The organism is Bartonella sp. WD12.1 (genome assembly GCF_002022415.1).
In the GTDB taxonomy this organism is placed as follows: Bacteria; Pseudomonadota; Alphaproteobacteria; order Rhizobiales; family Rhizobiaceae; genus Bartonella.
In genome coordinates, this window is sequence record NZ_MUBG01000001.1 from 1,205,361 (window position 1) to 1,229,305 (window position 23,945).

The following is a 23,945-nucleotide window of genomic DNA, read 5'->3' on the forward strand; positions in this document are numbered from 1 at the left end:
CACAGAGTTGTCTTGTTATTTTAACAGAAAATACTTTTACCTATTGACAATATAACAGGAGTTAAGATGCATCCACGAGATACATTAAGAGAGACGTTTGTTGAGTTGATTAAGGTTGGCAAGACAGCGGCTGGTGATGAAGTTTACAATATGCGAAACTTTAATTTCTCTACTGGAGATCACCCGTTCATTAATGTGTCGACCCCAAACGAAACGATAGAAGATGGGCACGATTATGGGGCAAGACGACGTATTTTAACGGTTGATGTTGAATGCTATGACACAAGAGACAATGGAGCACGTTTTGTTGATCAATTAGCCTGGGAAATAGAAACGATTTTCCATAGCAACCCCAGTCTCAACAACACAGTTGAAAACTGTCGTTTACAAAACATAGCCATGGCCTTTGGTGATAATGGCTCCTTAGCATTGCATGGTTCCATTTTAACCTTTGAAGTCACTTATGTAACCAATATCCCTCCTGAAGAAGAAGGCGCTGTCTTTTTTGAACCTTGTGTAGGCTTTGATCCCGATACAGGGCCTAACAATGAGGATAAATATCAAACCACTGGAAATTCCCCATGTTAGAGCGGCGTGATAGCGAAATCACAGATTTAAAAAGGCGTGTGGCCAATATGGTTATGGTGGGCAAGATTAGCCACGTTGATCATAAAAACGCACGCTATCGTGTTCAAAGCGGTCATATTGTAAGTGATTGGATTCCAGATACACAGGCCCGTGCAGGAAAAACTCGTTCCTATGAAGGACGTGATGTGGGTGAGCAAGTTATTGTCCTTTCCACATCAGGTGATTTATCACAAGGGATGATTATTGGCTCTATTCATACAGATGCCAATCAAGCAGCTGATAAGGGCAATATCCATACAACCATATACCCTGATGGCACAACGGTTGAATATGACGATGAGACAAGCACTTACTCATTGACGATTAAGTCAGAAGGCAAATTCATTTTAACGATATCCGACGGCGTTTCCATGAAAGGTGAAGGAGGTGAATTAGAAATCACCGCTCCAGAGGGCATAAAGATTATTTCAGAAAGTGATATGACTTTAAAAGCAGATGGAAACATGACACTGGAGGCAGAGGGAGATGTTTCTATCAAATCAAGTGATGGGGTTTCTCTTGAGTCAGGCAGTCATATGTCCCTTAAATCAAGTAGTGGCACCTCTCTCAAAGCGGGTGGTGAGGTGTCTGTTAAATCAAGTGGGTTAAAGCATAATAGTGTTAACGTCGGAAGTGGCCATAAACACCCTGGTGTTACATCTGGTAATGCTATGACGGGAGGCCCCATTTGAGTGTAGGAATGAATTGTCAGACAGGCAAATCCATGGTCGGAGTTGATCACTTGCGTCAGTCCATCATAGATATTTTAACGACACGGATAGGAACACGGGTTATGCGTCGTGATTATGGATCACGTGTTCTTGATCTGATTGATGATCCAGTCAATGAAACCTTTAAGGTTGCCATTTATGCAGCTGTTGCAGAGGCTTTAGATAGATGGGAGCCTCGTTTAAAGCTTCAACAAGTGAATTTAACTTCTGTTGAACCGGGAAAAGTTTCCATGTTTTTTGAAGGAATTTACATCCCTTCAGGAAAGCCAATCACTATGGAAGGATTGCAGATAGGATGAATGAGGATTTCATAAAACCAGAAATCATTCCAGAGCTTTCTATTGAAGAAATACGTGCTGCTTGTCTTGAGAGTTTAAAACAGCTTTTACCCAATTACACACCTTTGGAAAGTGATCCAGCGGTTAAAATCATTGAGGTTGCAAGTTACAGAGAGTTTTTATTAAGGCAGCGTATTAATGAGGCTGCACGCAACACTGTTCTTGATTTTGCAAAGGGGGAAGCTCTTGATGCTTTGGGTGAGTGGCATGGTGTTGAACGCTTAGAAGGTGAAAGCGATGACAACTATCGTGAACGCATTAAGCTTCGTGTACGGGCTGGTAAAGGGGGTGGAACAGAGCCTTATTATAGGTATTTCGCCTTATCAGCAGATAATCGTGTGAAGGATGCGGTCATTTATCGAAAAGGAAGAAATCCTACCATTCACGTGGCTATTTTTGGCAAGAATGAGCAAGGAACAGCGAGTGAGGAATTATTACAAAGAGTCAAAGAAGTGCTGACGGATAAAAGTGTGATTATGACCAATGATACCATTGAAGTTCACGCTGCAGTGACAAAGGTTTTAGATTTAGAAGCAGATGTTTGGCTCTTACCTGAAATCTCTTTAGAGATCTTAACCCAAATGGAAGCAAATTTACGGGCAGCTTGGAAGAAAGAGCAAGCCCTTGGTCGTGAGTTGAGTTCATCATGGTGGATTTCAAAACTGATGATCCCTGGTGTGCAAAAAGTCATTGCTGTTAACCCAACAAATGATATTGCCGTCTCCAGTGAAGAGGTTTTAGCCATTGGTAAAGTAACACTCAATTTCAAAGGGCGTCTATAGTAATGCTTGGGTGCTTACTTCCAACAAATACAACACAATTTGAAAAGCGCCTTGCCGATGCTTGTGACTTTCATAAAGACATTGAAGATTCAATCAATTTTATCTCTCGTGCAAAGCTTGATATCATAGACCCAAGCTTCTTGCCATGGTTGGTTGAAGAATATGGGCTTGGAGAACTAACATCTTATGTTCCGGATTTCTCTGTTTTGCTTGAAACGGGACCGGAATGGCAGCGGGTACGTGGATCTTTAGCGGCTATTGATAAAGGGCTTGAATGGTTAGATCTGAATGCACATTTCGTAGGAGCATGGCCAGAGCGAAAATGGTGGAATTCATTCCAGCTTTATTTTGATCAATTGCCTGATACAGACAAACTTAAAGCTATTGAAGGGATCGTTAAGCTTTCTGAATGTTTGCGCTCTGATCTTTGGCGTGGTATTCATGGTTATGACGCTCCCATTGTAGAAGGGAATATATCTCGCTTAGATGACAGCATGTTTGACTCTCAAAGTGGTGTGTGCGTGACAGAAAGCGGCACAGTATTTTCCTTTGGGCGTTCTAAAGAAATAAGCCTCACTTTAACTGAAGAAGACGGAAAGTTCATTGGCAATTGGATTGATGATCAAGAAGAGCTCGTTTGGGAAGGTTTAGATTATCCATGGGATAGAGCAAATTTCCCTTGGGAGTCAGCGCAAATAAGTGAGCATGATGTATTGATAGCATCTCAGTTTAAGGATCGTTCCCTTTATAATGAAAATGATGAACTTATTGACAATTGGATTGATGATGAGAATGAGGAGTTCAGTTGGAAAAGTTTAGATTATCCATGGGATGAAGCAAATGTTCCTTGGGTATCAGATCAAAAAAATGGGCGCGATATATTGATGGCGAATTGGTTTAAAGATCGCACCCTTTATCTGGCTTTAAGAGATAACAATAATAAGCTGATTGGTTATCGAAGATGTAACATTGTCCAGCAAGTGACAAGAGTTTCAGATGGAGTTTACAGTTATTCAGGTCATCGCTTTACACCCTTTATAAAGGGTACAAAAGTTTTGCTTGCAGCACGAACACAGTTTGATGATATCAACGATAAACAAGCAGCGTTTGTTTCCGTTTTCGTGCATGCGGCTCCTGCAAAACATATCTCGCCTGGCAAACTATGGTTAGAGCCTGATGAGCTTATTGATGGCGTGGAGATTCTCAAAACCCCTGTCTCTCTATCTTTACGTAAAGACGTTCGTGAACAATTCAAAATTTTATTGAGGTTTTAATATGGAGCATGAAAGCGGTTTGCCGTTTGCAATTGACCGATCTGTAGGCAAAGACGAACAACAAAGCGTCGTATTCTATGGAGAACGCCCCTTTATTCAAAGCGCAGAACTCAATGAAGTTCAAACCATTATTCGTGGCCGTCATGATCGTTTAGGAAGACTTGTGGCCAAAGAAGGTGACCGTATTGAGCGTGCCGATGCTTTCGTTGATCAAAGCACTCAAAAAGTCACTTTGACAGAAGGGAAAATCTTTATCGCAGGGGATATTTTCCCTGTAGCAGAAACCGTTTTAAACAATGTCCCCATGCTTGGACGTGTAGAGATCGGTGTGAAACTCCAAAAACAATGGATAACCCATGAAGATGATCCACAGTTATTAGGTCAAATTCCAGGCACATTGGCAGAAGGTGAACCAGGAGCAGCAAGGGAAACAGCAAAGCTTGTATGGGCTTTACAAAATGACAAACAAGAAGGTGTTTTCTTCCCCGTCTATATCTTACAAGATGGCACTTTGATTGATCAGAAGCCCCCTTCATTGTTAGAGCCTGCCTTGCAAGCTATTGCAACTTATGACCGTGCTCATGGGCATTATATTGTCAATGGTTGTCGGGTGACAGCCTTAGGACAAAATGATGGCAAACAAATATTTAGTATAGAAGAAGGCGAAGCCAATATTAATGGCTTTAAGCATAAACGCCTTGCTGCTTTAAGGCATGAAGAGCCAGAAGACTACTGTGAAGGTATAGTGCCAAGTGAAACACATCTCTTTACATCCAAGAAAGCCAAGGCAACTAAATCGGAGAAGACAAGCTTTACGTTTGAAACTTATTATTTTCCCATCGCAACTGTTCACTCTATTTTACTCACAAAAGAAAAGACCACTAATGTCACCCGCGGTGGCGTAGCCTCAGGGCGTGATGGAGTTCCCGATAAAAGTGTTGTCAGTTTTGTGAAAGTCGTTCAAGGGGATAAGGAATTTAAAGAAGGTGTAGACTTTAAAAAGACTGGTGATACGATTGACTGGTCTTTATCTGGTGATGAGCCTAAACCAGGTAGCACTTATGAGGTCACCTATCATTATCGTGCAAAGGTGGATGCTGATAAGGTCACAGCGCGGGAAATTACTGTTTCAGATGGTGCTGAAGGTGGAGATATTATTGTCAGTTACACCTACAAACTCCCTCGTATTGACCGCATAGGCTTAAATGCTCAAGGTGGAGTGGTTTACATTCAGGGGATTTCAGCAGACAATCCCATAGCACCTAGTGTTCCTGATGATATCTTATCGCTTGCAACGATCACAAATAATTGGCTTGATTATCCACGTGTCGATAATAATGGCACACGTGTTGCCCCTTATGCTGAAATGTGGCGCTATTTTAACCGTGTTCTTGACCTTGATCGGTTGTTACAGCTTGAAAAGATTAAGAGCAATGTTGATTCAAAAGAACCTGTCTCTAAAAAAGGGATGATTGCCGATCCTTTTCTTGATGACAGTCTTCGTGATGAAGGAATCGAGCAAACAGGTGCCATAGGTCATGGCTTGTTACGCCTTGCCATTGAGCCTACATTTTACTACGCTTCCTTAAATGAGCCTGTTACCCTTGATTGGGAGAATGAAGTCATCATTGCGCAAGAATTGATGACTGCTTGCGAGAAAATCAATCCTTATCAAAACTTTGACCCATTGCCAGGCACACTCGCTCTCACCCCTGCAACGGACTTCTGGCGTGTTCAGCGTACAGATTGGCTTTCAGGTGTGACCAATGAATTGTCGATGGGCAGCCGTCCTGGGGGTGGTCGTACTACAGAAACGAAGGATGAACTGGTCAGCACACATCAAGAGCAAATTGATTTCTTAAGACAAATTGATCTCAACTTTAAGATTGAAGGCTTTGGTAAAGGAGAGATTTTAGAAAGTCTGACATTTGATGGCGTTAATGTTTTACCAAAAGAGACACTTACTGCCAATCCTCAAGGCATTATTGAAGGGAAATTTAAAATTCCCAAAGACATCACAGCAGGAACAAAGAACGTCATTGCTGTTGGTACAGGAAAAACAACGGCTACAGGCCTTTTCACAGGGCAAGGTGTGATTGATGTGCAGGTTATGCGGCGTGTGACAACAGTGCGTGTATGGAAGAAATCTGATCCGCAAGCACAAGTCTTTACGCCTGATGAAACGCGGCAAATAACAGGTATTGATTTCCATATTTGCAAGATTGGTAATCGTGCTCATGATTTGATGATTGATCTTGTTACAACAGACAATGGCTATCCTACATCTGACATTCAAGCACAAGCTCTTTATTCAATGAAAGAGGCTGAAACGGGATGGGCTGCAGCACGTTATAGTGTTCCATTAACTGTGCTTAATGATCGTTTAACCGCCTTTGTCATTAAAACAGATGATGGCGATCATTCTGTTTCATTAGCAAAACTTGGAGATTTTGACGAAGAAAACCAAAGATATGTTTCTAGCCATCCTTATATCACAGGTCCTCGTTTTTCTTCTGTGAATGCGCAAACATGGACAGCTCATCAAGATGAAGCCTTAGCATTTCGTGTACTTGCTGCTCGTTATACACAAACAGAAAAAACTGTCGATTTAGGTGAGTTTGATCTTAAAGAATGTTCTGATTTGCAGGTGCGTGCAGCGATTGAATTGCCTTCCAGTGAATGTTCTGTCATCTTTGAAATTGAACGCAACAACGGTACAATTTATCAACTCTTACCGTTCCAATTGCTGAGTTTAACGGAATATATCAGTGAAAAAGTCCAGTTACGTGCCATTTTAAAAGGGACCGGGAAGCTATCGCCAGTGTTGTTTGCTCCCATTGAATTGATCGCGGGCAAGATTAGAAAAGAAGCAACCTATGTCACACGTGCTTTTTCCTTTGGAGAAAAGTCGAGACTAACCAGTTATATTAAAACTTTTTTACCAGGCGGTTCGACTTTCAAAATGGAGCTGCAACTGGATGATGGTGATTTCACTTCCCTAAAATTAGAAGAAACAGAACAACTCGCACAGCCACTTTGGACGGAACGTAAATTTGTCAGTGAAGATAAGACAGCTGGGCAAGCGCGTTTGAGACTGACATTAACTGGCGGTCCTGCTGCACGTTCTATGGCAAGTGATTTTGGTGCGGGAATTATGTGACAGGAGTAATATCATGGCGAAAACAGAGAAGTTAGGAATGGAATTACCTCAAGAAGGTCGTTTTATCAGCGCTGAATTTCCTCTTTTACGTAAAAACCTGATTATCATTGACCAAGCCGTTTCTGATCTGGATGAAAAAGTGGATGAGAAGGCTCCTTCACAGCATACTCATGAGATGAGTGAAGTCAGTGGACTTGAAGATGCACTCAGTGGAAAGATGGAGGTAGATAAGACCTTTGCCTTGGTTGATTTAACTGATATCCAAGGTGCCAACGATGCAGCTGAAAATCATGTTTTGTATAAATCAGGTGAGGATCGCTTTGCCTTTGGCACTGCTCTCTCGCTCTTAGGCGAACACCAGCATACCATTGAAGATATCACAGGTCTTGAAGAGTATGTAGAAAGCGTCAATGTAGATTTGAAAGATTATGGGTGTTTGTCTGGTGAAAATGCGTGGGAAGATACCAATGTTTTCAAAGGTAAAGTCAGTGTTGAAAAGGACATTGAATTAACTGAAACCTCTTCTTTAACTTTGAAACAAAGTGATAAAGTGGTGACACAGTTAAATGCAACTGGAAGTTTGCTTAAAGGGCCTCTTAAGGTTGATGGCAAACCCGTTTACACCAAACCGCAAGCGGATAAAGCTATATCGGAAGAAATAGAAAAACTAAAACAGTCTTTGACTGATGAGAACTCGAGTTGCTCTGTTGTCATCAATAAGCTCGTTCATTGGCCTAAGCGTGCTGATGCCGAGTTACTTTACACACAAAGTGGGAAGATTAAGTGGCCAGATTGGATAACCGATGAAGCCGTGGTTGAAATCCAAGCGTGGGGCGGCGGCGGTTCTGGTGGGGGAGCTGGTCAGATACATTTGGGCGGCGGTGGCGGTGGAGGAGGATGCTCAGTATGGTATGGCCATAAATCAAGTTTGAATGAGCATGAAGACTTCATCATTGGTAAAGGTGGAGCTTCTGTAAAAGATAAAAATACGTCAGGCAATCCTGGTGGAAAAACAACTGTTGGAAAGAATCTTATCGTAGCCACAGGCGGCGGTGGGGGGTGGGGAGCTTCTGACACTAGTTCAGGACAAGGTGGTGTTGGAGGAGAAGGAAAAACCGTTACTGAATTAATGGACGGTCGTCCAGATCTTGCCAAAAGTGGCAATGGTAGCTCGGGAACGAAAGGCAATGCTAGATTTAAAAGTGGCTTTGGTGGTGATGCTGGAGGGGATACATCAAGAGGCGGCTGTGGAGGGACTGGCAGGGGGCACTTTATTTCAGGTAAACCAGGTCGTGGATTTGGTGGTGGCGGTGCTGGATCGCATTATCAAAATAATCCCAGTGGCAATGGAGCTAATGGTGCTGTTCTTATAAGAATATGGAAGAAACCATATGAAAAAGATCAGTGATCTAAATTATAAAGCTTTCAGTACTTTAATGCGACAGGAATAATATGATGGCGAAAACAAATAAGTTGGCAATGGAATTACCCTTAGAAGGTCGTTTTATTAGTGTTGAATTTCCTATTACACGTGAAGATTTGATAATAATTGATCAGGCGGTTTCTGATCTTGACGAAAAAACAGATGGTAAGGTGCCTTTACAGCACACTCATGAGATGAGTGAAGTCAGTGAGCTTGAAGAAGCATTAAGTGGCAAGATGGCAACAGATAAAACATTTGCTTTGGTTGATTTGACTGATGTCGAAGGTGCCAACGATGCACCTGAAAATCATGTTTTATATAAATCAAGTGAGGATTGCTTTGTCTTTGGTGATCCGACATCACTCTTCCACCCGCACCAACATGAAGCTGAAGATATTACAGATCTTGAGAAATATATAGCAACTGTCAATGTAGATCTGAAAGATTATGGATGTTTATCGGGTAAAAACGAATGGGAAAATACCAATGTTTTTAAAGGTAAGATCAACATTGAAGAAGGTGTTGAATTAGCTGAAACCTCTTTTTTAACTGTAAAGCAGAAAGATAAAGTGGTGACAAATTTAAGCACAACTGGAAGCTTGCTTAAAGGACCTCTCAAGATTGATGATGAACCCATTTATACTAAATCGCAATTGGATGAAGCTATGTCAAAAGAAATCGAAAAACTGAAACAATCTTTGACTGATGAAAATACAAGTTGCTCTAAGCTTGCTGATGCGGAATTACTTATTACACAAAGTGAGAAAATTAAATGGCCAGATTGGGCAACTGATGAAACCAAAGTTGAGATCCAAGCATGGGGCGGCGGCGGCGGTAGTGCAAAGAACAATGATTATCCGGGTGGCGGTGGCGGTGGTAGTGGCTGCGTAGTGTGGTATGGCTATAAGTCAAGTTTAAATGGACATCACGATATCATCATTGGTAGTGGGGGACATGATGGTGGTGGATCAGGCTATGGTGGTAATTCTGGAGGACACACAATTATAGGCAATAATTTTATTGCCGTCGCAGGTGGTGGCGGTGGTGGGCCCGGTGTTGAACAGAAGGTAGGAAACAGTGGCTACGGGAGTAGAGGAGATAACTTTGGTTTGGTAACTGATGAACATCCCGGTCTTGTCAGAGCTTGTAATGGTTATGCCGGAGGGCATGGAGAATATAAACAAAGAAGTGGCTTTGGTGGCAATGCAGGCAATGCGATAAAAGGGGTTACTGGAGCACAGGGAGGTGGTTTAGGTAACCTTATCTCAGGAGTTGGAGGTGCAGGTTATGGTGGTGGTGGTAGTGGTGCTCGTGGAGCTCAAGATGCTGGCGGTAAGGGAGCTAATGGTGCTGTCCTTATAAGACTATGGAAGAATTAACGTCCTAAAGATTTTTACAAAGGAGTTTTTATGCAATATGCAGTTGTTGAAAATGGTATGGTAACTAATATTATTGTTGCACCAGAGGATTATGTTTATCCGTTTGAAGGGGAAGCTATTGCTTCAAATGAAGCACAAATCGGTTGGATTTATAAAGATGGACAGTTCTCTCCTCCCCTTGATGAGGAAGGAAGCGTTTTAGAGACATCTGTAGAGTCTGTGAAGTAAATCGTATGAAAGAATAATTTCACCTAGGCTATAAGACTTTCAAGAGGAATATTAAATTGTTGGTGCAAATTTTTAATCATACGCAGTGTTAATTTCCTTTTGCCATTTAATATTTCATAAACACGATTTAAACGGCCAATTGCAGGAACTAAATCTTTAGCACTTAAACCCATCTGCTCCATTCTAAATTTAATGGCTTCAATTGGATGAGGAGGAGAAACAGGAAAATGTTCCGCTTCATAAGCCTCAATTAACAAAACAAGGATCTCCATTTTATCAAATTCTGGAGTATTCATTTCAGGTTGATTGTCAAACATTGCAGATACAATTTCTAATGTTTTTTGATAATCTTCTTCAGTGCGAATGGGTTTAATATTCATTGCTAAAACTCCTTTAATTCTACAGTATTGGCATCAATAGTATCGTATTGTTTATGTGTTCCTATGAACTTTATATAAAGCCAACCTGCTGGATAAAAGATTGATACAATTAAGCGATAGTCATTGCCTTTAATATTAAAAACAACACGATTATTTTTTAGTATGCTCGCGCTTTTATATTTCTCTTTAATATCATGAGGAAAACGCCACTGCGCATTTTTTGCTTCATCTACCCACGCTTTTAAAGGTTGCTCAGCATCAGGATGTTGCACCCAAAAAGTTTGAAGTGTGGAAACTTTAATAATCTTCATAAGGATATCCTGACTTTTTATTTAGAATAGTACCGTTTTGGGACTAAATCAAGATCTTTTAGTAATTTCCCTAAGGCCAAATAGATTTATTTGGCCTTTATTTTTTATCAGCCAATCATTTAAAGGAGCACCAAGAATGGCATCAGGATTTTTACATGGGGTTGAAGTCATCGAGAACGACGATGGCACACGCCCTATTGCGCCAATTCAGTCGGCAATTATAGGCATTGTAGGTACAGCACCCAATGCAGATGAAGAGGTCTTTCCTCTTAATACACCGGTTTTAATATCAGGATCTCTTTCTAAGGCAGCTAAACTCGATAAATACAACAGAAGTGAAGGGACACTGCCCAATGCTGTTGATCTGATTTTCAAACAAGCAGGTGCCATTGTTGTTGTGGTGCGCGTAGAAGAAAGCAAAGATGAAAACGGAACATTGATGAATGTTTTAGGTGGTGTCAATGCCAATGGCGCTTACGAAGGTGTCCATGCTTTAATAGGAGCACAATCCATCGTTGGGCAAACGCCACGTATTCTAATTGCTCCTGGTTTTACTCATAAACGCCCTACTGGCGTAGATCGGATAAAAGTCACAAACCAAGGCAGTGGTTACACTGAAGCTACTGTTACAATAGAAGGCAATGCCAAAGCAACAGCCAGTACTAATGAAGGAAGAGTATACGGCGCTTGGGTTAAAGAGAGTGGCAGTGGTTATGAAAAAGCACCTCGTGTAACCATTGAAGGTGATGGAAAAGGCGCCACAGCCGAAGCCTTCATCAAAAAAATGTCTAATCCTGTAGCAGCAGAACTGATTGGTATTGCTGAGCGTTTACGTGCTATTGTGGTGATTGATGGACCAAACACAACGGATGAAAAAGCAATTGAAGCCAGCAGAGATTTCGGTTCCAAGCGTGCTATCATAGCTGATCCATTTGTAAGCATTTTGCATAATGGAAAGATTTCACAAGAACCAGCAAGTTCAGTAGTTGCTGGTATTATTGCTAAAACAGATTTCACTCACGGTTTTTGGCACTCCCCTTCAAACAAAGTAATCAATGGCATTAGTGGCACAGCGCGACCCATTGATTTTGCTATTGGTGACAGTTCTAGTCGTGCTAATCTGCTTAATGAAAAGAATATAACAACAATCATTCGCGAAAACGGTTATCGCTTATGGGGTAATCGTACGCTTTCATCAGATCCAAAGTTCGCTTTTATATCCGTAGTGAGAACTGCAGATATGATCAATGATGCCATTTTACGTGGGCATATGTGGGCAGTCGATCGAAACATCACAAAAACTTATCTGAGCGATGTGAGTGAAAGCGTCAATGCTTATTTACGTGACTTGAAAGCACAAGGCGCCATCATTGGAGGGCGTTGTTATCCCGATCTAGAGCTTAATACACCAAGCGCCATTGAAAGCGGAAAAGTCTATTTCAATGTCGAATTCCAACCAACCACGCCAGCAGAACGTATTACGTTCCGTTCGCGTATTGTCAATGACTATATAGAGGAGATCCTTTAATGATTGCACCTAAATTACCAAGAACTTTGAAGCATTTTAACATTTATATTGATGGGATTCCCTATAGAGAAAAATGTGACAGTATTACTTTACCAAGTTTAAATCTCGTTGTTGAAAGTTTTCGTGCAGGTGGCATGGATGTTCCTGTTGGAATCGAAATGGGAATGGAAGAGCTCACGCTTTCTATGACTATTGCAGATTGTTCTGACCAACTTCTAGGTCTTTTGGGCAAAGAAAATATTGATATTTCTCTGCGTGGTGCAATTAAAGCACAGGGTTCAGGAGCAGAAGGAATTGTAATCTCCATGCGTGGATTTTGCAAAGGCTATGAATATGGCCAATGGCAGCCTGGCGCTAAGGTTGCCACAACGATCAATTATACACTGAATTATTTCAAATATGTCCAAAATGACAAGGAAATCGTTGAGATTGATGCTTACAACATGGTGAGAAAATTCAATGGCGTTGATCAATTAAAAGAATATAGAGAAATTTTAGGAATGTAAAATGACTACAAAACAAAACTCTACTTATAAATTGATTGCTCCTTTTACACTTGAAGACAAAGATTATACCGAAATCACCTTACGTCACATCAGAACAAAAGACATAAAAGCCACTATGCAAGAGAAAGAAGGCATAGATCAGGTAGCTGCTATGATCGCGCGTCTTTCTGGGTGGTCTTATGATGCTGTTGATGAACTTGACGCTCGTGACCTAAAAGCTATTGGAAAAATTTTGGAGGATTTTACAGAGCGGCGGGGTACCTAACCTGGGAAACCGCCGTTAAACTCATGGCAGATCTTGCTATCGTTTTTCATTGGTCTCTTCCAGATATGATGGAAATGGAAGCTCAAGAGCTCTGGATTTGGCGCAATGAAGCTGCAGAAAGGTATAAGAAAAATGAGTAAAACAGTTGCAGATGCTAAGGTGCGATTGACCCTTGAAGACAAGATAACCGCACCCATTAAACGTATTCAAAAGCGTTTGACGCACTTATCAAATAAATTAAGAGTCCCTCGCCTTATGGCTGCAACACGCAAAATGACAGCAAGCTTAAAAGGGGTCGGCAATGCTCTTGGTACAGTAACCAACCGTGTTTCTATGTTATCAGGAGCATTGGGCCTTGCTGGTGGTGGTCTTGTTGCAAGCTTGACTGCAGTGACTATGAAAACCATGCATATGGGGGATAGTCTTCACCACGCATCGCGCCATTTAGGTATGAGCGTTAAGGATCTTCAGTTATGGGGTGATGCAGCAGATAATTCAGGTTATTCTGCTGAAAAATTCCAACAATCCCTGGCTGTTTTAAACAGGCGTTCAGCACAAGCTTTAGCAGGACAAAAAAGAGGGATTATGGGGTTTCAGGCGCTTGGCATGTCTGTAAAAGATGCGTCTGGAAAGCTTAAATCAAACTCAGACTTGTTGGAAGAAATAACCGACAAAATGAGTAAGATAGACAATCAAGCGCAAAGGCAACATATTGCTGCCTTGCTTTTTGGTGGTGACGGTAAAGAAATGGCTGCCATGCTCTCACAAGGTATGGAACCTATCAAGGAGTTGTTTGAAAAGGCAAAAAAGAGCGGATGGCTTATGGGGGCTGATGTTGCTCACTATGCTGCAGATTTAAGTGATAAGCTCGGGGCTTTTAAGAAAAAACTGGGTGGTGTTGCCACTTTTATTGGGGCACGGTTCATGCCGGTAATCAATGATATGATTGATGCCTTTTCAAAGCTGATTGATGAAAACCGTGATCTCATTCAAACAACTGTCGCAAATTGGGCGAGGGTTTTAAGAAAAGCTATACAGGATTTATGTGATCCTACTTCTGAATTAAGGCAAAATATCACAAATGTTACAGAAAGTATTAAAGGCTGGTTTAAATGGTTAGAACCACTCACTGGCGAAATAAGCCTCTTTAAAATAGGTCTTGCAGCCCTTGTTTCTTTCATTGTAGGGCCACTTATAGCGGCAATTGCTGCACTTAGTGTGGCCTTTTTTACATTTGGTACAGCCATTATGACCACACCTATTGGATGGATCATTGGTGGTATTGCGGGGCTTATTGCAGCAGGAGTCGCGCTTTATGTTTATTGGGATAAAATCAAGAAATGGTTTAGTGCGCTATTAGATGGAATTGCAGATGCTTTTTATAAATTTGGGGCTATTATCATGCTTCTGCCCGGTGGTTGGATTGTAGGGCTCATTGTGGGAATATATAAGCTTTATAAGCATTGGGAAACGGTCAAAGCCTGGTTTATTTCAGCACTCAATAAGATTTGCGATGCCTTTGTTAAGCTGGGTGACTTCATCATGAAGTATACGCTTATCGGTTATGTAATTAATGGTATTAAGAAGCTTGTTGCAACAGCTGTTTGGCTTTACGAAAATTGGGATGAAGTCATGGCCTCTTGTGGGCGGTTATGGGACTCTCTTGGGGAGACAATTAATCAATTTTTTGATTGGTTTTCTAATCTCAATTTATTTGAAGTCGGTTCCAATCTAATTACGGGACTGTGGGATGGCATTAAAAGTAAATGGAATGCTATGACACAATGGCTTTCTAGTGCGGTGCAAAAATTAATGAGTTGGATGCCTGATTTTGTCAAAGACAAGTTAGGCTTCAACGTTACAGTAAGCAAAAGCACGACCGAGAGTTTAAAGAATCTCACACAAGAGACAACAACATACGCACAAAAGATTATTCATTCAACTGTTGTTCCAAACATCCCTCCTGAGCAACGTGATTACAGAAATGGAGAATATGTTAACGATGGAAGCAAACAACCTTCCGTAGTGGTATTTCAAGCGCCTGAACCGATTATGCCATATAAGGAACATAATAATAAGCCCACTAATTTTGATGCATCTATTAAAACTGGCGATTTAATCATCAATGGGGGCAACGGCTCTCCACAAGAGATCAGTGCTGCTATCAAAAAAGCTCTTGCAGATCAGGCTAGACAGCAACGTTTAGCGATTAACTCAAGTTTTTCGGATTAAGCGTCATGATATTAGCATTGGGGGATTTTATTTTTTCTGTTCAAACAGCTGCCTATCAAGAACTTGAGATGACTTATGATGTTCCATGGGTAGAACAAGGACGTCTAGGCAGTAAAGCAGCGTTTCAGTTGCCGGCCATTGCCAATGCAGAATATTCTCTATCAGGCGTGATTTATCCGGGTTTTAAGAGAAGTTATGGTCAGTTAAACAGACTACGGAGTATGGCTCATATGGGGCCACATTTGCTGGTCAGTGGAAAAGGCAAAATTTTCGGCAAATTTGTTATTCTTTCCGTAGATGAAAAACAGAGCTTTTTTCGTCTAAACGGTGATCCACGCAAGCAAGAATTCACATTGCAACTGAGAGAATATGGTGGAGATGGAGGCATTTGGTGAGTGATATTTACGTTACCAAAGATGGCGATATGGTTGATGCCATTTGCTGGAGACACTATCCAAAGGGTCAGCAAGCATTGGCTGTTGAGCGTGTTTACACAGCTAATGATGGACTTGCAAATCTCGGACCCATTTTAAAAGCAGGGGTTAAAATTATTTTGCCTTCCCTTCCCTACCCTCAAGCAACACCCGTCATTAAGCTCTGGGGCAGCAAACAATGAAACCTTTCTGCAGAGTGATGTCTAATGGTGAGGATGTCACAAAAGCTTTAATGGATTATGTTCTATCCATTGAAATAACCGATGAAGCAGAAGACAAAAGTGATCGGATCACCATAGAGCTCGATGATCGTGCGCGTATCAGTGATAATGGTTTTTTAGAGATCCCTTTAATTGGAACAGTTCTTTCCATAACGCTTGGCTATGAAGAGGGTAAAGCACGTGACATGGGATCCTATCTGATTGATGAAATATCTGTCAGCAGTCCACCACAAAGTTTAAGTGTGACGGGACGTGCAGCTTCTATGAGCACATCTTATCGAACCCCCAAAAGCCAATCTTATCATCAGACAACACTAGGCAAGATCATTTAAGAAATAGCAACGCGCAATGGCTATATTCCCGAGATTGATCCTTCTCTTGCAAAGATTGTCGTGCGTCACATTGATCAAACGGGTGAAAGCGACATGGCTTTTGCAGCACGTCTTGCTGCAGAATATGACGCTGTGCCAAAACCTATGGATAGCAGACTTGTTCTGGCTAAACGTGGTGAAGGCAAGGCTACCACTGGAGAGATGCTGCCTGTGGTCGCTATTCATGAAAGGATGTGTAGCTCTTGGGATTTTAAATATAGTGCACGTGATGAAGCAGGTGAAGCCCAGGGCTTAACTCCAGGTGAAGGAGATGATCAAAAAGCAGCATCAGCAGCACAAAACCCAGAGACAATTGAAGAGTATGATGAAGAAACATCCATTCATATGGATGAATCCCCTTTGCGTTCATTAGCTCGGTCAGAAAAAACACTTAAAAAGCAAGACAAAGTTGAAAACCAAGAGGAAGAAAAGAAAGGAGGTGTGATAGCAACCTATCATGATTTACGCAGTGGTGAAAAGAAAGAGGTCAAAACCGGTCAGGCGCCTTTTCATGAATTAAAATATACCTACCACAATCAATCAGAAGCCGTTGCTGCTATTGCCGCTTATCGTAATAAATCATCACGGGGTAAAGCCACATTTTCGTGTGATATGGGTGGAGATCCATTCATTCAAACTGAAATGAAGCTTATCCAAGTCCCTCCTTTCCGTCCTTACATTCCAGAACAATGGCGCATTAAAAGTGTCAAACATCGGTTGGATACAGCGGGCGGTTATACAACAAGCATAGAGTGTGAACTGTTTAATGAAGCACAAGAGAATACAGCGCAAAACGTCATAAACACCACACCCGATAAAGACGACACAATAGATGATAACGCCCCGCCTCATGCTTACGATGAAGGTGAAGGTGTTATTCATATGGAAGGGGAAGATACATGACAGAGATTGTAGAAAAATTACTCAATGGTGAATGCAAAGCACGTACACAAGGTCTGGTGAAATCCTTAGCACAAGAGATTGGTTGTGAAGAAGCTGTCGTTGCTGCGATTATTTCTGTGGAGTCAGATGGTAAAGGTTTTGATGATGAACAGCGTGTAAAAGTCCTTTTTGAAAAACATCAGTTTTATAAGAATTTACCCCCTCATAAGCGTAAACAAGCTGTCAAAGAAGATCTTGCGAGAGAGAAGTGGATTAGCCCCAAAGATGGAGGATATAAAGAGCAAAAAACAAACACTCAAGCTTTACAATTACTTATTGCAGCTATGACCATTGATGAAGACGCTGCTTTAAAATCTGCTTCTTATGGTGCTGGTCAAGTTCTTGGAAAAAACTATGGTCTTCTTGGTTGGGACAGTGTTCAAGATTTTGTCACCAGCATGTGTTCATGTGAAGACGAACAAATAAGAGCGATGTTTTCTTTTTTCAAAGTCCGTGGTCTTGCTTCAAGTTTACGAGACAAAGATTTTGATGCCATTGCACGTGCTTACAATGGCAGTGGTATGGTTAAAGAATATGGCCGACGCATGCGTAATGCTTATTGTGCCATCACAAAGAAATCAGCAGAGGTTAGTAATCCTGTTCGTGCCAGTGGTTTACGACTAGGATGTAAAGGCTACCGTATTGAAGCTCTGCAAAAACGTCTCAATGATCTTGGTTATCCTGTTGCCATTGATAGTGATTATGGACCAGATACACGCAGTGCAATCTTTTCTTTTCAAACTGATCATAATTTAGAGGTTGATGGTGTTGTTGGTGCAAAAACTCAAGCAGCGCTTGATGTGGCCACGCCAATGATTAGTCTTCGCCGTTCTGGTGTCAGCATGGCCGATTTGAGAAAAAAGGGTACACACATTATTAAAGATGCAGATAAAACCCAAATGGTGGGGGGTGCTGTTGCTGCCAGTTCAACTCTCATAGGAGCAGAACAAATGGGGGCATTCGATAGTCTTAAACTCTCAATAGGAAAAATGAGTGCTCTTGTCGAACCGCTTGTTCATATTGGTAAAGCAATCTCGGATCATTGGTGGATGGCTGCTATTTTTGTAGGATTGATTATTGTTCTCGTCTCAGATCGTGTCAAAAGAACTTATCTAAAAGCTTACAAGAAAGGCAGAACTATTTAGGAAGCTATTTTAAGAAAAAAGGAGAGCAGCGGATGAAAAGATATTTGGTGATTATAATAACAGCATCCATCGCTTTCTTTATAACTTTAGCAAAGGCATTTCGTCTTGGAAAGAAAGTTGAACAGCACAAACAAACTAAGGAATCTTTAAAAGTAGCTACAACAAGGTTGGAAATAGAAAATGAGATTAATAAGAAACGTGATGATGATGTACGTGCTGCTCTCTCTAACTGGGTGCGCGACAAATAAATACGCTTCCTCTTGTCTTGGATGGTTGCCTATTTATTTAGACAGAAAAGATCTCAATGCAATCAGTCCAAACTTAGCACGAGACATTTTAAAGCATAATGAACACGGTAAACAGTTGTGTGGATGGAAGCATGTTCAGAAAACCTGAATAACTTGCTCTGCATACAAATACAAAACTGGACCTCTCCCCATCTTACAGGGGAAAGGTATGGTTATATTCTTTGCGATTGTGACCGCCTCTGCCTTTGCTTCCCAAAATTGGGAAGCAAAGGCAGAGGCGGTCACAATCGCAAAGAATACCATCTTACTTTAGACATGGCGAAAGAACTTGCTATGGTTGAACGTAATGAAAAGGGTAAACAAGCACGTCAGTATTTTATCGAATGCGAACGGAAAGCAAAACAGCCTTTAGACCTCGTCAGTGCTTTGCAGAATCCTCTCGCAATTAGACAACTGCTTTTGGAAAGCATTACGCAATTGGAAGATTTGAGAACTGAGGTTAAAACACTTAAACCGAAAGCAGAAGCACTTGAAAGTTTAAAACGCTCTGACGGTCTGTTTGCTTTATATGAAGCTGCAAAGATGTTAGATGTACGTCCCACAGATTTTACTAAGCACTTACAGTTCCATAAGTGGGCTTATCGTAATTTTCCGGGTGGGCCTTTGTTACCTTGTCAGGATAAAATCAATAGAGGATTGATGGATTGTGTAATCCACACCATTCAAAAATCAGACGGAACAAAAATGAGCGTTTCCAGTGCAAAAATCACAGTCAAAGGATTGGCATGCCTGAGAGAACAGTTCCAAAAACAGACTCTGCATTAAGGATAAAGATAATGACAACTTCTATCGTAGAAAAAGTGGCGCAGAAATATGATTTATCAGAACAAGAGTTTCGCAAAAAAATCATAAAAAATTGTATCAATTTCAATATTTCTAAGGAAGATTTTGAAGATTTTATTTATCTTGCTGATGGGTATAAATTAAATCCCTTGAGAAAAGAAATATATGCTGTTCCTAAAAGAGGAGGGGGCATTGAAGCGGTTGTCGGTATTAAGGGGTGGTACAAGCTTATACGTTCACAGGATGATTACGATGGAATAGATATTATCTATCAACACGATAACAACGGAAAACTGCATGCTGCTCAATGTATTATATATTTGAAAAGCAAGAAATACCCTATAAAATTTACCGAGTTTTTAGAAGAATGTAGGCGCGATACAGAACATTGGCGAAAATCTTCTTCTCGCATGTTATGTTATAAGGCCATTACACAATGTGCACGTCTTGCCTTTGGTTTTGATGATATCTATGACGAAGACGAGGTCGATTGTATTGATGAAGCTTTTATCAATGAAGTTAATCACAATCCCCAAGATGAGAGAATATCTCATGATTTACTTGCGCAAATCAAAGAATTGATGAAACAAACAAAAACAGAAGAAGAAAAGGTACTCTCTTTTGCAGAAGTCGCAAGCCTCACAGAAATGTCTCATGAGACGGGGCAAATTATTTTAGAAGGTTTGAAAGAAAGACAACGCTTCCAAATGGAAGAAGAGCAACAAGCTTTACCTTCACCAAAACAACCAAACACACCAACTCAACAAGATCTACCAGGGGTGTGACATGGAACAAAGGACGCCAGAGTGGTTTCAAGCTCGTTTAGGTAAAGTTACAGCTTCAAATATTGACAGCATTGTCGGAAAAACAAGTAAAGGTTCACCGACAAGTAAATATGACGAGTACAAAAATAAACTTATCAGAGAACGTTTAGAAGATGAAATAATACCATCTTATGAAACGCCAGCCATGCGATGGGGGCGTAAATATGAAGATGAGGCAATTAAAAAATACAGTCTTAGACGTTTGGTTACTGTCACACGGTGTGGGTTTATTCCTCACCCGACAATTGAAATGGCAGGGGCTAGTCCTGATGGTCTCATTGGAGATGATGGCCTCATAGAAGTCAAATGTCCTCAACCGGCAACGCATATGTTTTTTTTGCGACATGGCAAAATCAAACCTGAATATATCTTGCAAATGCAATTTCAAATGGCTTGCACAGGGCGAAAATGGTGTGATTTTGTCAGTTATGATCCTTTGCTCAAAAAAAAATTAATTGGCTTTCGTTTAAAGATTCAACGCGTTCAACGTGATGATGAGCAGATTGAACGTATCAATAAAGCTGTCGAAACTTTTTTAGAAGAAATAGAACAAGAAACCCGAATCTTTACACAAGCTGCTTAAACCCCATAGGGGGCGCTGTTCGTTCCTCACACTTCCTCCCAACCAGCGCCCCCACCAATTTATTTAATATAAAAAGAAAGGTAATGAGATGATATTTGATGATGGCGATAGATACGTTACGACACGTGAATGTGCGCAGCTTTTTAGCGTATCGACAACAACGATTCGCAATTGGGTGACACGAGGATTGTTTCCCAAACCATATAAGCTGGGTAAATCAGTAAGATGGAGAAAAAAAGAAATCTTGGCATTTATTCCAAAGGAAATAAGCTGCAAATAACAACAATTTAGATAAAATTGTATAAACTTTAAAGGGTGGACTAAAAGGTGGACTAAAAATTATCTAATTAAGTAAAAATCTATATATTTCAACACGCTAAAGATAAAAACTGGTGCCGCATGCCGGATTCGAACCAGCGACCCCATCATTACGAATGATGTGCTCTACCAACTGAGCTAATGCGGCATAGATTTATTCATTAATCATTAAAATCAGTTCAAGGGTAATAACCAAAAGTATGCGCAAAAGCAAGTATGCAAATTTTTACAAGAACTCGCAAGACTCAACCATTACTGAGATTGGAAAAGGAGATTTACAGGAATTAATAATAAAGCCGTATCTTTTGCTTTTGGTAGTATGAAACACAAACAAACTATTTTACTCATTTTACAATTACACACCACTTTGAAGAATATAAAGAGAGATTATGCTTTTAAAGTGGCAAAATGATGTTAAAATGTTTTATTAAGCAAAAGACATCCGTGTAAAAATGAAAAAACTCACTTGATCTAAGCATTTTAAAATGAAAAAATCTGAATGCAATATTTAAAAGATTTAATGCTTTAAATAAACTTTTAGCCTAAAAAGAATAAAGTTTCCTCAAAATTTTCGTCGAGTAAAAATTTTAAATTATTTTTACTTAAATTATCGTGTATGTTTTCCATATAATTGTGACAAATATTTGTTTTTTAAAGATATACTTAGTAAAAAACTATAAAATGAATAATCTTTTAGTGAAATTTAAATTTTATATTTTTCATTGTTTATTTGATGTGATTTAAAGAGAATTTTATTATCTTTACAATATTTATGCTCTTATTATTACTTTACAAATATCACATTTACAAAAATCAGCTATTACATCATTTTTGGATATATTGTTTGTCGGGAAGATTACAGTATTTTCAAAAACACAAAGAAATTTTTTAGAAATAACCTCATGATGGTTACAGATAATTTAACCATTCCAGCGTATTTGGTACCCTTCCGTACTGATTTTCCATAAAATAAGGATTGGAAATGAAAATTGTACAGAGCTTCATATTTTCAAATTAATCAGAACTAAGTACTTAGCGTTTCTTAATAGATCTATAGTGATTATGAGATAGTGCGTATATTCAAAATAAAGGATTTTAATTTGTAGTTGTTAAAGATAATAAATTTTAAAGAAGCTTTTCATGATCTACACTAATACTTGATCTAACTGTGTTGTAGCCCATATGATGCATTTGCACGGTGTACACTATCAATATCAACGATTGATATTATAACAGTCAATATGACAAAATTGACAATATGAATATCGTTAATTCAAATATAGAGGAGCGTATCCGATTTTATTATTTTAACGGAATATCCATATAACGCGTTAACAGAAATATATATTATTGAGTTATTTTTATAAAAGTTAAACACCACAAGAGTAATAAATAATAATGCTTGAAGAAAAAAACAATGAATTGAAGCGTAGTCTTCAAAGTCGCCATATTCAAATGATTGCTTTAGGAGGCGTGATTGGAACGGGCCTTTTTTACGGATCAACAGAAGCTATTCAATTAGCTGGCCCTTCAATTATTTTAGGCTATCTTATTGGAGGATTGATTGTCTATTTCATTATGCGAATGTTAGGGGAAATGTTAGCAGAAGAACCAACCTCAGGTGCTTTTAGTTTTTTTGCCTATAAATATTGGGGACATTTGGCTGGTTTTATCACAGGCTGGAATTATTGGTTTCTTTATATTGTTGTGAGCATGACTGAACTTATAGTCATTGGCTTATATCTTGACCACTGGATCTTAATTGATCACTGGAAATCAGCTTTTATTGTTCTTTTACTTGTTACATTGGTTAATCTTATTGACGTTCGCCTCTATGGAGAATTTGAATTTGGCTTAGCTTTCATCAAAATAGCTGCTGTTGTTGGTATGATTGTTTTCGGAATTTTTCTTATTGTCACTGGAATGAACGGCTCCCAAGCGAGCATTCACCATCTTTGGGATCATGGTGGTTTTTTTCCTTATGGGGCAATGGGAGTTGCACTAGCTACTGCTATAGTAATGTTTTCTTTTGGGGGAATAGAGCTTATTGGTGTAGCTGCTGGAGAAGCTGAAAATCCACAAAAAACAATTCCAACGGCCATTCGTAAGGTTATATGGCGGATTATTATTTTCTATGTTGGTTCTATTAGCGTTATTATGATGATAATTCCATGGAATATGATTGGAAAAGACAGTAGCCCTTTTGTTGCTATTTTCGAAACAATCGGTATTCCTGCAGCTGGTCATATTCTGAATTTTGTAGTGATTATAGCTGCCATTTCAGTTTACAATAGTAGCATGTATTCCAATGGCCGTATGCTTTATAGTTTAGCTACGCAAAAAAATGCACCACGCATCTTTAGTCAATTGAATACTGCTCGTGTTCCTTATATTGCTATCCTTTTTTCATCGGTTTGTACCGCAGTGATAGTTGTTATTAATTTCTTTATACCAGAGAATATTTTTATCCATATCATGAGCATTACAACTGCAACAGCAGCACTCACTTGGGCTATTATTATTATTGTTCATTTAAAATTTCGAAAAGCGCATAAAGACAAAAAAGATGCGTTTGTTTATGGATTTGGTTTATATCCTCACGCAAATTATCTTTGTCTTTTCTTTCTGGCAATTTTGTTTGGCATCATGTTTGCAAGTGGTTTTAGAGAAAATGGGTTAATGATCCAACTCTTTAACACGATGGGAATTAGAGAAACCTTTATTGAATCATATATTCCTGCACACATGCCTGATATGAGTTTGGCAGTTGTCATCATTCCTATATGGTGCTTACTTTTATTGTTAGCGTATAAATTGAAGCGATAACTTTAAAAAGGCAATGTCAATGAATT

The 23,945-nt window shown here is 39.9% G+C and carries 24 protein-coding genes, 1 tRNA gene and 2 pseudogenes; 24 read left to right on the forward strand and 3 right to left on the reverse strand.

The window, feature by feature from the left end; translation table 11 throughout:
* The first annotated feature begins 66 nt into the window (after positions 1 to 66).
* From BWD121_RS05390 to BWD121_RS05430, 9 genes and pseudogenes are all read left to right on the forward strand, one after another.
* Positions 67 to 598 (forward strand): annotated as a pseudogene (locus BWD121_RS05390) (hypothetical protein).
* Positions 582 to 1,319 carry a phage baseplate assembly protein V gene (locus BWD121_RS05395; RefSeq protein WP_078663265.1) on the forward strand — a complete coding sequence of 246 codons (738 nt, stop codon included), beginning with the start codon at positions 582 to 584 and terminating at the stop codon, positions 1,317 to 1,319. Before BWD121_RS05390 ends, BWD121_RS05395 begins: the two are co-directional and overlap by 17 nt.
* Before the next feature lie 8 nt (positions 1,320 to 1,327).
* Positions 1,328 to 1,657, forward strand: a complete 330-nt coding sequence (locus BWD121_RS05400) for a GPW/gp25 family protein (RefSeq protein ID WP_240536685.1) — start codon at positions 1,328 to 1,330, stop codon at positions 1,655 to 1,657.
* Complete coding sequence (locus tag BWD121_RS05405) at positions 1,654 to 2,478, forward strand: baseplate J/gp47 family protein (RefSeq protein ID WP_078663267.1); 825 nt, start codon at positions 1,654 to 1,656, stop codon at positions 2,476 to 2,478. Before BWD121_RS05400 ends, BWD121_RS05405 begins: the two co-directional genes overlap by 4 nt.
* Before the next feature lie 2 nt (positions 2,479 to 2,480).
* The gene (locus BWD121_RS05410; RefSeq protein WP_078663268.1) at positions 2,481 to 3,752 is read left to right on the forward strand and encodes a phage tail protein; all 1,272 of its coding nucleotides are present in this window, start codon (positions 2,481 to 2,483) and stop codon (positions 3,750 to 3,752) included.
* A 1-nt stretch (position 3,753) separates the two neighbouring features.
* The gene (locus tag BWD121_RS05415) at positions 3,754 to 6,912 is read left to right on the forward strand and encodes a DUF4815 domain-containing protein (protein ID WP_078663269.1); all 3,159 of its coding nucleotides are present in this window, start codon (positions 3,754 to 3,756) and stop codon (positions 6,910 to 6,912) included.
* A 13-nt stretch (positions 6,913 to 6,925) separates the two neighbouring features.
* Positions 6,926 to 8,320: a Bgr_08870 family protein gene (locus BWD121_RS05420; RefSeq protein WP_078663511.1), complete on the forward strand. Its 1,395-nt coding sequence runs from the start codon at positions 6,926 to 6,928 to the stop codon at positions 8,318 to 8,320.
* Positions 8,321 to 8,364: 44 nt separating this feature from the next.
* The gene (locus BWD121_RS05425; protein ID WP_240536686.1) at positions 8,365 to 9,714 is read left to right on the forward strand and encodes a Bgr_08870 family protein; all 1,350 of its coding nucleotides are present in this window, start codon (positions 8,365 to 8,367) and stop codon (positions 9,712 to 9,714) included.
* Positions 9,715 to 9,744: 30 nt separating this feature from the next.
* On the forward strand, positions 9,745 to 9,942 hold the full coding sequence (locus BWD121_RS05430) for a hypothetical protein (RefSeq protein ID WP_078663513.1): 198 nt from the start codon (positions 9,745 to 9,747) through the stop codon (positions 9,940 to 9,942).
* A 23-nt stretch (positions 9,943 to 9,965) separates the two neighbouring features.
* On the opposite strand, the gene BWD121_RS05435 is transcribed toward BWD121_RS05430, so the two are convergent.
* Together BWD121_RS05435 and BWD121_RS05440 are read right to left on the reverse strand one after the other, a co-directional pair.
* Positions 9,966 to 10,322, reverse strand: coding sequence for a transcriptional regulator (locus BWD121_RS05435; RefSeq protein WP_078663514.1), 357 nt, complete (start codon positions 10,320 to 10,322; stop codon positions 9,966 to 9,968).
* Positions 10,323 to 10,324: 2 nt separating this feature from the next.
* Complete coding sequence (locus BWD121_RS05440; RefSeq protein WP_197684863.1) at positions 10,325 to 10,633, reverse strand: type II toxin-antitoxin system HigB family toxin; 309 nt, start codon at positions 10,631 to 10,633, stop codon at positions 10,325 to 10,327.
* Positions 10,634 to 10,769: 136 nt separating this feature from the next.
* Here BWD121_RS05440 and BWD121_RS05445 point away from each other — a divergent pair, with 136 nt between their 5' ends.
* The 14 genes and pseudogenes from BWD121_RS05445 to BWD121_RS05515 all read left to right on the forward strand — a co-directional run bounded on the left by BWD121_RS05445 (position 10,770) and on the right by BWD121_RS05515 (position 21,055).
* Entirely contained in the window at positions 10,770 to 12,161 is a 1,392-nt protein-coding gene (locus BWD121_RS05445; RefSeq protein ID WP_078663515.1) for a phage tail sheath C-terminal domain-containing protein, read from the forward strand.
* Positions 12,161 to 12,667, forward strand: coding sequence for a phage major tail tube protein (locus BWD121_RS05450; protein ID WP_078663516.1), 507 nt, complete (start codon positions 12,161 to 12,163; stop codon positions 12,665 to 12,667). The genes BWD121_RS05445 and BWD121_RS05450 overlap by 1 nt, the downstream gene beginning before the upstream one ends.
* 1 nt (position 12,668) lies before the next feature.
* Positions 12,669 to 12,932, forward strand: a complete 264-nt coding sequence (locus tag BWD121_RS05455; RefSeq protein WP_078663517.1) for a phage tail assembly protein — start codon at positions 12,669 to 12,671, stop codon at positions 12,930 to 12,932.
* A 23-nt stretch (positions 12,933 to 12,955) separates the two neighbouring features.
* Positions 12,956 to 13,072: a GpE family phage tail protein gene (locus BWD121_RS05460; protein WP_078663518.1), complete on the forward strand. Its 117-nt coding sequence runs from the start codon at positions 12,956 to 12,958 to the stop codon at positions 13,070 to 13,072.
* Entirely contained in the window at positions 13,065 to 15,164 is a 2,100-nt protein-coding gene (locus BWD121_RS05465) for a phage tail tape measure protein (protein ID WP_078663519.1), read from the forward strand. The genes BWD121_RS05460 and BWD121_RS05465 overlap by 8 nt, the downstream gene beginning before the upstream one ends.
* 5 nt (positions 15,165 to 15,169) lie before the next feature.
* Positions 15,170 to 15,559 carry a phage tail protein gene (locus BWD121_RS05470; RefSeq protein ID WP_078663520.1) on the forward strand — a complete coding sequence of 130 codons (390 nt, stop codon included), beginning with the start codon at positions 15,170 to 15,172 and terminating at the stop codon, positions 15,557 to 15,559.
* Positions 15,556 to 15,780, forward strand: coding sequence for a tail protein X (locus tag BWD121_RS05475; protein WP_078663521.1), 225 nt, complete (start codon positions 15,556 to 15,558; stop codon positions 15,778 to 15,780). The genes BWD121_RS05470 and BWD121_RS05475 overlap by 4 nt, the downstream gene beginning before the upstream one ends.
* Positions 15,777 to 17,093 (forward strand): annotated as a pseudogene (locus BWD121_RS05480) (contractile injection system protein, VgrG/Pvc8 family). The gene BWD121_RS05475 and the pseudogene BWD121_RS05480 overlap by 4 nt, the downstream one beginning before the upstream one ends.
* Complete coding sequence (locus BWD121_RS05485) at positions 17,090 to 18,277, forward strand: N-acetylmuramidase domain-containing protein (protein ID WP_078663522.1); 1,188 nt, start codon at positions 17,090 to 17,092, stop codon at positions 18,275 to 18,277. Before BWD121_RS05480 ends, BWD121_RS05485 begins: the two are co-directional and overlap by 4 nt.
* A gap of 32 nt (positions 18,278 to 18,309) precedes the next feature.
* A complete protein-coding gene (locus BWD121_RS05490; RefSeq protein ID WP_078663523.1) occupies positions 18,310 to 18,525 on the forward strand; it encodes a hypothetical protein in 216 nt (71 codons plus the stop codon).
* A 258-nt stretch (positions 18,526 to 18,783) separates the two neighbouring features.
* Positions 18,784 to 19,350 (forward strand): phage antirepressor KilAC domain-containing protein, encoded by a 567-nt coding sequence (locus BWD121_RS05500; protein WP_240536708.1) that lies wholly within the window; start codon positions 18,784 to 18,786, stop codon positions 19,348 to 19,350.
* An 11-nt stretch (positions 19,351 to 19,361) separates the two neighbouring features.
* A complete protein-coding gene (locus BWD121_RS05505; protein ID WP_158078245.1) occupies positions 19,362 to 20,153 on the forward strand; it encodes a recombinase RecT in 792 nt (263 codons plus the stop codon).
* Position 20,154: 1 nt separating this feature from the next.
* Positions 20,155 to 20,775 (forward strand): lambda exonuclease family protein, encoded by a 621-nt coding sequence (locus BWD121_RS05510; RefSeq protein ID WP_078663483.1) that lies wholly within the window; start codon positions 20,155 to 20,157, stop codon positions 20,773 to 20,775.
* Between the two features lie 88 nt (positions 20,776 to 20,863).
* Positions 20,864 to 21,055, forward strand: a complete 192-nt coding sequence (locus tag BWD121_RS05515) for a helix-turn-helix domain-containing protein (RefSeq protein ID WP_078663298.1) — start codon at positions 20,864 to 20,866, stop codon at positions 21,053 to 21,055.
* A gap of 110 nt (positions 21,056 to 21,165) precedes the next feature.
* Here BWD121_RS05515 and BWD121_RS05520 read toward each other — a convergent pair.
* Positions 21,166 to 21,241: transfer RNA gene (locus BWD121_RS05520), tRNA-Thr, on the reverse strand.
* A 1,250-nt stretch (positions 21,242 to 22,491) separates the two neighbouring features.
* Here BWD121_RS05520 and BWD121_RS05525 point away from each other — a divergent pair.
* Positions 22,492 to 23,919: an amino acid permease gene (locus BWD121_RS05525; protein ID WP_078663685.1), complete on the forward strand. Its 1,428-nt coding sequence runs from the start codon at positions 22,492 to 22,494 to the stop codon at positions 23,917 to 23,919.
* The last annotated feature ends 26 nt before the right edge of the window (positions 23,920 to 23,945 follow it).